Here is a 10204-nt window from a genome sequence, read left to right as displayed (position 1 = left end):
CCATGACCAACCCCCTCACCTCAATCAAACCACCCCATCACAGCGTAATCATCGTCGGTGGCGGTCAGGCTGGTTTGTCTGCCAGCCATTATTTACAGGCCCACGGCATCGATCACCTGATAGTGGAAAAACACAGCCTGACCCATACCTGGCGTACTCAGCGCTGGGATGCTTTCAGTCTGGTGACGCCCAACTGGCAGTGCGCTTTGCCAGGGTATCGCTACTGCGTGGAGCATCAGGGTAAAGATCCCCATGGCTTCATGACCAGGGATCAAATCAACGAGTATCTAGCGGGCTTTGTCGCGTCGGTGAATGCGCCTGCGCTAGAAGGCGTGGTGGTCCAGCGTGTAGTGCCAAGGGCCGCTGGCGGTTTTGAGGTGCATACCTCCAAAGGCGAGTTCACGGCTGATCAGGTGATCGTCGCCTCGGGCGGTTATCACACGCCGATCATCCCGCGCCTGGCCGAGCGTGTATCAAGGCAGATTACCCAGATTCACTCCGAGCAATACCGCAACGCCGAGTCGCTGCCCGAAGGCAACGTCTTGGTGGTGGGCTCCGGGCAGAGCGGCGCACAAATTGCTGAAGATCTGCATCTGGCCGGGCGCAAAGTCTATCTGGCGGTAGGCGATGCTCCCCGTTGCGCACGTTTCTATCGCGGGAAGGACGTGGTCGACTGGCTGGCCGAGATGGGCTACTACGACATCGGCGTCGACACGCATCCGCTGCGTGAAGGCGTACGCGACAACACCAACCATTACGTCACCGGGCGTGATGGCGGTCGCGACATCGACCTGCGTTGTTTCGCGGCTGAGGGCATGGAACTGTTCGGACGTCTGCAAAGCCTGCAGGACAACACGCTGACATTTGCCAACAACCTCAAACACAGTCTCGACAGCGCTGATGCGGTCTATAACCGGATCAATGGCTCTATCGATAAATACATTCTGGAGCACGGCATCGATGCCCCGGCCGGTGAGGTCTATTCGCCGCAATGGGCGCCGGAGCAGGAGCGCACCGAACTGGATCTGAATGAGGCGAGTATCACAAGCATCGTGTGGTGTATCGGGTTTACGCCTGACTTCACGTGGGTCGAAGCACCGGTGTTCAATGGTCGCGGCCATCCTGGACACAAACGGGGTATCACCGCACAGCCTGGCTTGTACTTCCTTGGCTTGCCGTGGCTGTACACCTGGGGTTCCGGCAGATTTTCAGGTGTGGCGCGGGATGCGGAATATCTGGTGGCGCATATCGCTGAAGCGTTGGCGCCGGTGCGGCGAGTGGGGGCGGGGTAGGCTGCCCTCGTGTCCCTGACACAGCGCTGTCGCGCAGCAAATACTGACCGGTAGGAGCGCAATTGTTGGCGAGAGGGGCTAACACGGTTATTCAGGCACACCGCCCTCGCGAACAAGTTCGCTCCTACCCCGACCGTAGGCGCTCAGGCTAGTCGCGCTCGAAGGTAGGAGGCAACTTGTTGGCGAGAGGGTTTGACGCGGTTCTCTAGGCACGCCGCCTCGCGAACAAGTTCGCTCCTACCCGGGCCGAAGAGGCTCCGGTCTGTTTGATAGGAGCGCATTCCCGTAAGAGTGGCTTTGGCGACTAGAAGGTCAGTGGACAAGCAATACTACGCCGCTTTGGAAACCAGCAGCTCCGGACTGCCCAGCGGATGAGTTTTTGCATCGAAAAAACTCAACTCGGCATCCAGATCACCCAACAACCCGATGTAATGCCGCTTCTGAAATTCGATAAACGCATCACTGCGCGGCAGGACCGATATCGCGATCCGCTTCGGCCTGGCCTGACGGATCGCCGCGATGATATGCGCGTCCTGTTTGCCCAGTGCATGGCCGAAAATACACAGCGCATCGCCGTGTTGCGCCAGTTGCCCATGGCAGAACGACAGGTAATCCGACGTCCGGATGAGCTTCATCTTCTCCGCGCTGGTGCCTTCGCTGATGAACAGCGGCACGTCGTCCAGGGCATTGATAGCGAAGCTGCCCAGCAGCGAACTTTCCGATGACAACAGCTTGCGCACCGTGCCATCGAGGTTTTTCACCAAGTGCATGCCGCCGTGTAAATACAAGATGCGGGTCGCCTCAGAGCTGGTTCGGGCCGTGTGCAGATTGAACGTCGCCTCGTCGTTGAACAGGTCGTCGAACGGCTCCGGCGCGTGCATCACCGCCCAAAAGGCCAGCAAGTCATAGTTGCTTGAATACACGGTCGCGTAGCGTTGCAACTCGCTGTTCAGCCGGGCGAGGGTATTGGCCTCGATCAGCTTCCACGGAATATGCACCGAACGGATGGCGTGGATCAGCGCTTCCTTGATGGCGAAGTAGCGGTTGCGCGGCGAGGACGAGCTGATGGTCAGCGCAGCATTGACCCGCATCGCTGATTTCAGCGCGGCCAGCACCGGCTCGAAGTTTTGAGTTTCCATGGCGTTGAACACCGCCAGTTCGGTGCGGCTCATGGGGTTGCTGCGAGTGGTCTGGGACAGGTCGAACAGCGAGTCGTATGCGAAGTTCTTCCAGACGGCAAGACTCGCCCCGTTACCCATCAACAGCCCCCAGCTTTCGTCACGGGCGTTTCGCAGGTCGTTCCAGTCAGCCAGTCCGGCATCCAGTTTCGTCAATTGCATCATCTCGCTTCACTACACATTCAAAGATCACCCTTTAGCTGAGCGACAGGGCTAAACGCCGATCATCTTATAGAACGGAGCGAAGAAATGTCGCCTGGTTGCCTTGACGGTCCCGACTATCGAGACAATACTTCGCCTCATATTCATATAGATGACTAGATAAATAACAATATGAACAAATTATCCAGCGATGAGCGTTTACCTCTTTATCAACGCCTGCGCGACCAGTTGGCCGAGCAGATTGCCAACAATCGTTGGCGTCCGGGCGAGGCGATTCCCACCGAGGCGGCGCTGTCCAGCGAGTATTGCCTGTCCACCGGCACGGTGCGTAAAGCCATCGACATGCTGGTTGCCGACAATATTCTTGAGCGTCAGCAGGGCCGCGGGACATTTATTCGCCGCCCGCAGTTTGAATCCTCATTGTTCCGCTTCTTTCGTTTTCAGTCCGCTGCTGGCGCCCGCCAGGTTCCGGAAAGCCGAATCCTGTCCATTGAGCCAATGACCGCGCCGTCAGTGGTCAGCCAGGCCCTGGGTCTGGTTCCCGACTCCCCCGTGATCCGCATGGTGCGACTGCGCTTGCTTGAAACGCAGCCCATGCTGGCGGAAGAGATCTGGCTGCCCCGTGTTCAGTTTCAGGCATTGCTGGACAACGATCTGCAGCGCCAGGGGCCGTTGCTGTATCCGATCTACGAAGCGCTGTGCGGCCAGGTGGTCGCTTATGCCGAAGAGACCCTGACAGCCGAGGCGGTCAGTGATGTGCATGCGCGCCTGTTGCAGATTCCCGTCAACAGTCCGGTAGTGGTGATTGAACGTCTGGCGCGCAACTACGCCGGTGAACCGCTGGAGTGGCGTCGTTCGCGCGGGCACGCCAGCCATTTCCGTTACAGCGTGGAAATCCGCTGACGATTCGTCCGCAGCTTTTTCCGGATGTACGCGATAGCGTCCTGCTTGACACACCGCCATCGCGGCCTCGCGGTGCTCGTGCGCTCCTACAGGGTCCATATTCATTATCTGATTTGAAATGCCGTTTACCTGTAGGAATCGCCCCGGTGTCCCTGACACCACGCTTTCGCACAGCAAACAGGGGACCTGTAGGAGTGAGCTTGCTCGCGATAACGGTAGACCTGTTGAGAATTACCGTCTGACCTGACGCCATCGCGAGCAAGCTCACTCCTACAGTTCCAATTTAACTGTTGTTATCGCGCGCGGTCACACCAACGCCACCGTCTGCCGACACTCCAGGCTCAACCTCGCACCACCCAACGGGCTGGTCCCGATGTGCAGGGTGAAACCATGCAGGTTGACGATCGCCGCAACGATTGACAATCCGAGGCCAAAGCCGTGTTTCTGGGTGCTGCCTTCGCTGCGATAAAAACGCTGGAACACCGCTTGGCGTTCGGCTTCAGGAATGCCGGGGCCTGAGTCCTGGACTTCCAGGCAGGTAATGTCGCCATCCGCTCTGGCACTGAGGATCACGCTGCCACCGGCCGGGGTGAATTTGATCGAGTTGCTGAGCAGGTTGGCCAATGCTTCGAAGAGCAGAGCGCGGTCGCCCAGTAGCGGTGGCAACGGATCTTCCACGCGCAGGTACAGGCTGACGCCACCTTCTTCGGCCAGCGGCAGGTAAAAATCATGGACCTCTTGCAGCAGTTCGCCAGGGTCGAGTTCGACAAACGCGGAGCGACGCTGGTGATCCTCGATTTCCGAGATGCGCAGCAAGCCGCGAAAGCGCGCCATCAACGTGTCTGCCTCGGCAATGACCTGATCCATTTGCGTTGCAACCAGGGAGTCCTCCGGTGATTGCTGCTGGATGCGATAGAGTTGCGCCCGCAAGCGAGTCAGAGGCGTGCGCAGGTCATGGGCGATGCTGTCGCAGACGCCTTTGACTTCATTCATCAGCTTCTCGATGCGATCCAGCATGGCGTTGACGATGACCGCCAGCATGTCCAGCTCATCGCGGCGCGCCGACACTGGAAGACGCCGACCCAGATCGCCTGCAACGATTGCCTCGGCGCTGGCCTGAATGCCGCGAATGCGTTGCAGCGGTCGGCGACTCAACAAATGCCAACCCGCGATGCCGGGAATAATCGTCAGTGACAGTCCCCAAAGCAGGGCGCGCAAGATCAGGGTGGTCACAGCAAACAGTGAACCGTTATCGCGTACCAGGACCAGCCAGTGACCGTCGCGGGTCTGGCTGGCGACCGCGTCACAGGTATCCTGCGGCATGTGCGGATCTTCTGAGTCGACGCAATTGCTCAACTGATGAATCTTGCCGTCCAGCGGCAGGCTCGGAGGTACGGTTGTTATCGGGCCATTGAGCGGGCGCAGTTCCGCGTCGAACAGACCATAGGCGTCTACGGCGCGCATGTCGAAGGTCATGCTGGAGGTCAGCGCCTCGATCAACTGCTCACCTTCAAAGCGGGCAAACAGTTGCTGGCGTTGCATGAGGGAGTGGCGGGCGAGGTTTTCCAGGTAGCTGCTGACTTCCCAGTACACCACGCCGATCAGCGTGCAGCTCCAGGCCACGAACAGAAAACTGTACAGCGCCAATAAACGACTGGTGGAGGAACGCCAGCCCTTAGACGGGTTCAGCAATGACATAACCCGAGCCTCGCACGGTCCGAATCAGTGGAGTCATGCCGGGAGGATCGATTTTTTTCCGCAAACGACCAATGTGTACGTCGATCAGGTTGGTGCCGGGATCGAAGTGATAACCCCAGACTTCCTCGAAAATCATCATGCGGGTGATGATCTGCCCGCTGTTTCGCATCAGGAATTCCAGCAGTTTGTACTCGGTGGGTAGCAGGCTCAGCGGATGTTGACCGCGGCTGGCTTCGCGCTTGATCAGATTCAGTTCCAGATCGGCGACCCGCAGAACGGTTTCGGCAGCAGCCACCGGGTTGCGTCGGCGCAGCAAGACTTCAACCCGCGCTGCCATTTCGTCAGACGCAAAAGGCTTGGCCAGGTAATCATCGCCACCGGCACGCAGGCCGCGCACTCGTTCATCAACATCGGAAAGGGCGCTGATCATCAGAATCGGGGTGAAGATGCCTTGCGCACGCAAAGTGGTGACGATGGCCAGACCGTCTACTTCGGGCAGCATGCGGTCGAGGGTGATCAGGTCGTAATCGCCGCTTACCGCGCGGGCAAGGCCTTCGCGGCCGTTATCGACCCAGTCCACCTCAAGGCCATGGTTGCTCAACTCCGCAACGATTTCCTGGGCGGTCACGGCATCGTCTTCAATGGTCAGAATTCGGGTCATCTTGCCTGCCTGAAGGGGGTTACAGCCAAAAAACCTATTCTCGCTGATGTGACCTGAACAGTTTCTGAAAGAATTTTCATCTGGTACAGGTTTTCAACTTGAATGTGATCTCCAGTTGGAGCAAGGCTTGTGTGGGAGCGGTGCTTGCCCGCGATACATGAGACGCGATTAAGAGACATACCGCGTTATCGTTTATCGCGGGCAAGCACCGCTCCCACAGGAGATAGCATTCCAGTACAGGGGCAGCATTCCTGTTCAGATTACTTGGAGGTAGCAGCAGCCTGCTCTTCTTCCTTCAGCCGCTTCTTCTCTTCGATCCTTTTCAACCGGTCCCGCTCCAGCTTGGCAGTGGTGTCTTTTTCGCTGCGGATCTGCGCATGGCTGAGAATGGCGAAGATGAAGCTGCCACCAATGATGTTACCGGCGAGCGTTGGCGCCGCGAAAACCAGCCAGAAGTCGCTCCAGGACAATTCGCCGGCAAACACCAGATACGACGCTTCGGCCGAGCCCACCACGATGTGGGTGAAATCACCGAGGGCCATGAGGTAAGTGATCAGCACGATGATCCAGATCTTCGCGGCTTCCATGGAAGCGATCATCCACACCATGGTGGCGATCATCCAGCCGGACACGATGCCTTTGGAAAACATGTGAATGACGTCGTTTTCCATCACCTTGCGGCCGATTTCCAGAAATGCCTTGTCGGTCTGGCTATCGAAAATCGGCAAGTTCAACATCACATAAGCCACCAGCAACGTGCCGCACAGGTTGCCGAAGAGGACTACACCCCACAACCTGAACAACCGACCGAGGTTGCTCAAGGTCGGCTTGCTCATGACCGGCAGCACCGCCGTCAGGGTGTTTTCGGTGAAAAGTTGCTGACGAGCGAGGATCACCGCGAGAAAACCGGCGGAATAACCGAGGCTGGCGATGACATGGCTGGATTCGATATCCGGCAAGCGCGACTTGAATAATCCCATGGCCATCAACGACAGGCCCATGGTCAAGCCCGCAGCCAGCGCCGACCACCAGAGTGCCGCAACACTTCGCTCCAGCTCATGATCGCCCTGAATGCGAATGGTCTCGTGGAGCACCGCCGCACGGGGCGGCTGGTTCTCGTCGACTTCGCGTTCTTCTTCTGCGGATAACCCGGGGGTTCTGCCTTCTGTTTTGTCTTCCATACAACATCCTTAAATGCGAGTGAAGGCGTAGATGTTTTAATGCTGCGCCGGGCTGATGGTTGAGACACAATTCACCGCGGGTCGTTCGCTGGTGGGCGTCCGGGTCAATCATAAAAAGCCATCATTAAAAGGAGAGAGTCGTGACGTTGCAGATTCGTGAAGCTACCAGAGCTGATGCCAAGGTAATTCTGGGCTTCATTACTGAACTGGCCATTTATGAAAAGGCCGAACATGAAGTGCTGGCGGACGTCTCTGATATCGAGCGTAGCCTGTTTGACGAAGCCTCTCCGGCAAAGGCGTTGATCTGCCTGCTGGATGACCAGCCAATCGGTTTTGCCGTGTATTTCTTCAACTATTCCACATGGCAGGGGCGTAAAGGCTTGTACCTGGAGGATCTGTTTGTGTCACTCGAACATCGCGGTGTCGGTGCAGGCAAATACCTGTTGCGTCATCTGGCGAAAGTCGCCCATGACAACGGATGCGGCCGTTTCGAATGGAGCGTGCTGGACTGGAATCAGCCTGCCATCGATTTCTACAAGTCCATTGGCGCAGAGCCTCAGGACGAGTGGGTGCGGTATCGAATGGAAGGGGAGAGCCTCAAGCGTTTCGCGCTGGGTGGATCCTGAACCCTGACGTGAGGCAGTAGTCAGACTGCTATCGCCGCGTTCCTCAGGATTGTTAAATGCTCAGTCGCACCGTATTTCCCGTGTTCATGGCTGCTTTGGCAGGTGTCTCACCCGTACAGGCCGACGAGGCATTACGGTTGGAGCGGATGCAGCGTTGTGACGATCTGCTGGCCCGCGATCAGCAAACGTTCTGCCTCGGCGTACGCGGTCTGAAACCCGGGGCTGTGCAGCTCAAGCTGGATGGCAAAGCGGTGCCCGGCCATGTGATTGAGCGTGATGGTGAGCGACTCAAGTTGCGCCTGAGCGCTGCTGACTGGCGCAGCGGCCCATTGTGGCTGGAGCAGGAGGGGCAGAGCAGCAATGCCGTGTGGCTGAGCATGGCAGGCAGTCACGTATTGGCAGCCACGCCACAGCAAGTCGCCAAAAACATGGACGGCCTGACCAGTTACGTGGATCTGGTCAGTGTCATCATTGAAGAAAAATTCCAGGGCGCGGAAGAGGCGGAGCGCATTGCGAAAAAGTACGGCGCCACAGTGGTCGGGTCCATCGCGCCGCTCAACACTTATCAATTGCGCCTGCCAGTGACTGATCTGGTGCAGCGCGACGCCATGGTGCTGCGCATGGGCAGTGAGGTCAGTGTCGATGCAGTGGTGGTCGAGGAGTCGGCCGCTGAATCCCCCGAAGGTGAAGCAGCACCCAGCGATGGCAAGCAGGCCAAGCCGACTCAGGATCAGTGGGCGGCCAACCGTTTCATGGACGCGGTCAACTACTATCAGCGCAGGATTCCCGCCGTCACATCGCCGATCAAGCCCGTGCCGATCCGCATCGGGATCATCGAGCGCGAGGTGGACTTCGATTCCCCGGACTTTGCCGATTACCTGGGTAACTGCAAATCAGGCAAACCGCGCACCTGCCTGTACGCCCGTGACGCGAAAAAGCCTGATGGGCACGGCTCCACCGTGGCAGGCATTCTCGCAGCGGACACTGCGAAAGGCGGCAATAGCGGGTTTCTGCGCGCGCTGGATGGCGTAAGTGATGGCTTCGAGGTGATTGTCGAGCGCAACTCCGATGCCGGTATCACGGCGAACGTCGCGGCATCGGTGAATCTGGTGGAAGATGGCGCGCGGGTGCTCAACTGGAGTTGGGGGCTGCATCGTGTCGGCGCGAAAAACGTGCAGGGCGATGAAGTGGATTCATTGCTCAGGTCTGGCATCGCCATGTCCGGCTATGAAGAACTACTGGAAGAGTTTTTTCTCTGGCTGCGGCGCAAGCACCCCGACGTGGTGGTGATCAACTCGGCGGGTAACGGCTCGTCGTTCTCCGGCACGGATGAGTACCGCTTGCCGTCTTCGTTCATCACGGATCAGTTGCTTGTTGTGGGGGGGCATCAGCGCAGCAAGGATGACGATCTGCCCATCGATGACCCGGCTTACGTCGAGAAACGCGAGTCATCCAACGTTGATAGCCGCGTCGATATCATGGCGGCAGCCTGCACACGGGCATCGACCCTTACAGCGGGTGAGCAGGGCGCGGTGCATTGCGGTACTTCCTACGCCACGCCGATGGTCACCGGGATTGTCGCGGCCATGCTGTCGATCAACCCGAAGCTGACCCCGGAGCAGCTGCGCATGCTGTTGCGCCGCAGCGCCATGCCCATTGGTGGCAACTTCGATTTCGAAGCCATGGATGCCGATGACCTGACGGCGCCGATCCTGCCCTCTGAGCGCAATTACCAGATGGACGACAAGAACATCGGTCGTTCCGCGCGTCTGGACATGCAGAAGGCGCTGGATCTGTCGGTACAGAGCCTCAAGCGGGAGCGATGATCCGCTGTAGTTGAGCGGCTATTTGAGCAATTCGCTGCTTTCGATGCGGGTCACGCCCGCCGCAGTCATGTCCAGCCAGGCTTTGTTCAGTGAGCCATTCATGTCGATGGCGCGGCAGGCGTCGGCGATGACCAGGGTGGTGAACCCGGCGGCTCTGGCATCCAGTGCTGACCATGCCACGCAGAAGTCCAGCGCCAGGCCTGCCACGAACACGTTCTGGACGCCGCGCTCCTTCAGGTAGCTGGCCAGACCCGTCGGTGTCTCGCGGTCGGCTTCGAGAAACGCTGAATAGCTGTCGATGTGCGAGTTACAGCCTTTGCGCAAAATCAACTGCGCATGGGGCAGGTCCAGATCCTCATGCAGTTGTGCGCCGTGGCTGCCTTGAATGCAGTGGTCCGGCCAGAGGGTTTGCGGACCATAGGGCAGGGTAGTGATCTCGAATGGCAAGCGGCTCGAATGGCTGGAGGCAAACGAGATATGCCCTGCTGGATGCCAGTCCTGCGTGATGACCACGCCTTGAAATTGCTGACCGAGACGGTTGATCAGCGGCACCAATGCATCACCCTCGGCCACTGCCAGCGCGCCTCCGGGCATGAAGTCGTATTGCATGTCGATGACCAGCAGCACGCTGTCGAGACCGAATGCGTTTGGGTTCATGGTGTTGCTCCTGAAACTTC

At 58.4% G+C, this 10204-nt stretch carries 9 protein-coding genes; 4 read left to right on the top strand and 5 right to left on the bottom strand.

Annotation, left to right across the window (positions count from 1 at the left end; genetic code table 11):
- Positions 1-2: 2 nt before the first annotated feature.
- Positions 3-1292, top strand: coding sequence for an MSMEG_0569 family flavin-dependent oxidoreductase (locus H8S59_RS15665; protein WP_187522009.1), 1290 nt, complete (start codon positions 3-5; stop codon positions 1290-1292).
- 329 nt (positions 1293-1621) lie between these two features.
- Here H8S59_RS15665 and H8S59_RS15660 read toward each other — a convergent pair whose 3' ends face one another.
- Positions 1622-2635 (bottom strand): DUF4917 family protein, encoded by a 1014-nt coding sequence (locus H8S59_RS15660; protein WP_425504582.1) that lies wholly within the window; start codon positions 2633-2635, stop codon positions 1622-1624.
- A 168-nt stretch (positions 2636-2803) separates the two neighbouring features.
- Here H8S59_RS15660 and H8S59_RS15655 point away from each other — a divergent pair, with 168 nt between their 5' ends.
- Positions 2804-3535 (top strand): GntR family transcriptional regulator, encoded by a 732-nt coding sequence (locus H8S59_RS15655; RefSeq protein WP_187522008.1) that lies wholly within the window; start codon positions 2804-2806, stop codon positions 3533-3535.
- 306 nt (positions 3536-3841) lie between these two features.
- Here H8S59_RS15655 and H8S59_RS15650 read toward each other — a convergent pair whose 3' ends face one another.
- The 3 genes from H8S59_RS15650 to H8S59_RS15640 all read right to left on the bottom strand — a co-directional run bounded on the left by H8S59_RS15650 (position 3842) and on the right by H8S59_RS15640 (position 7075).
- Positions 3842-5233, bottom strand: a complete 1392-nt coding sequence (locus H8S59_RS15650; protein WP_095098794.1) for a sensor histidine kinase — start codon at positions 5231-5233, stop codon at positions 3842-3844.
- Positions 5211-5894 carry a response regulator transcription factor gene (locus H8S59_RS15645; RefSeq protein ID WP_095098796.1) on the bottom strand — a complete coding sequence of 228 codons (684 nt, stop codon included), beginning with the start codon at positions 5892-5894 and terminating at the stop codon, positions 5211-5213. Before H8S59_RS15645 ends, H8S59_RS15650 begins: the two co-directional genes overlap by 23 nt.
- A gap of 260 nt (positions 5895-6154) precedes the next feature.
- The gene (locus H8S59_RS15640) at positions 6155-7075 is read right to left on the bottom strand and encodes a formate/nitrite transporter family protein (protein ID WP_095098798.1); all 921 of its coding nucleotides are present in this window, start codon (positions 7073-7075) and stop codon (positions 6155-6157) included.
- Between the two features lie 140 nt (positions 7076-7215).
- Between H8S59_RS15640 and H8S59_RS15635 the strand changes: the two genes are divergently transcribed.
- Together H8S59_RS15635 and H8S59_RS15630 are read left to right on the top strand one after the other, a co-directional pair.
- A complete protein-coding gene (locus H8S59_RS15635; RefSeq protein WP_187522007.1) occupies positions 7216-7701 on the top strand; it encodes a GNAT family N-acetyltransferase in 486 nt (161 codons plus the stop codon).
- A 56-nt stretch (positions 7702-7757) separates the two neighbouring features.
- A complete protein-coding gene (locus H8S59_RS15630) occupies positions 7758-9527 on the top strand; it encodes a S8/S53 family peptidase (RefSeq protein ID WP_187522006.1) in 1770 nt (589 codons plus the stop codon).
- Between the two features lie 18 nt (positions 9528-9545).
- Here the strand turns inward: H8S59_RS15630 and pncA are convergent, their stop codons facing one another.
- Positions 9546-10184 (bottom strand): bifunctional nicotinamidase/pyrazinamidase, encoded by a 639-nt coding sequence (pncA, locus tag H8S59_RS15625; protein ID WP_187522005.1) that lies wholly within the window; start codon positions 10182-10184, stop codon positions 9546-9548.
- Between the last annotated feature and the right edge of the window lie 20 nt (positions 10185-10204).

The organism is Pseudomonas folii, from assembly GCF_014357575.1.
Classification (GTDB): Bacteria; Pseudomonadota; Gammaproteobacteria; order Pseudomonadales; family Pseudomonadaceae; genus Aquipseudomonas; species Aquipseudomonas folii.
Note: the sequence above shows the minus strand (reverse complement) of the source record. Positions and strands in the feature narration are given on the sequence as shown.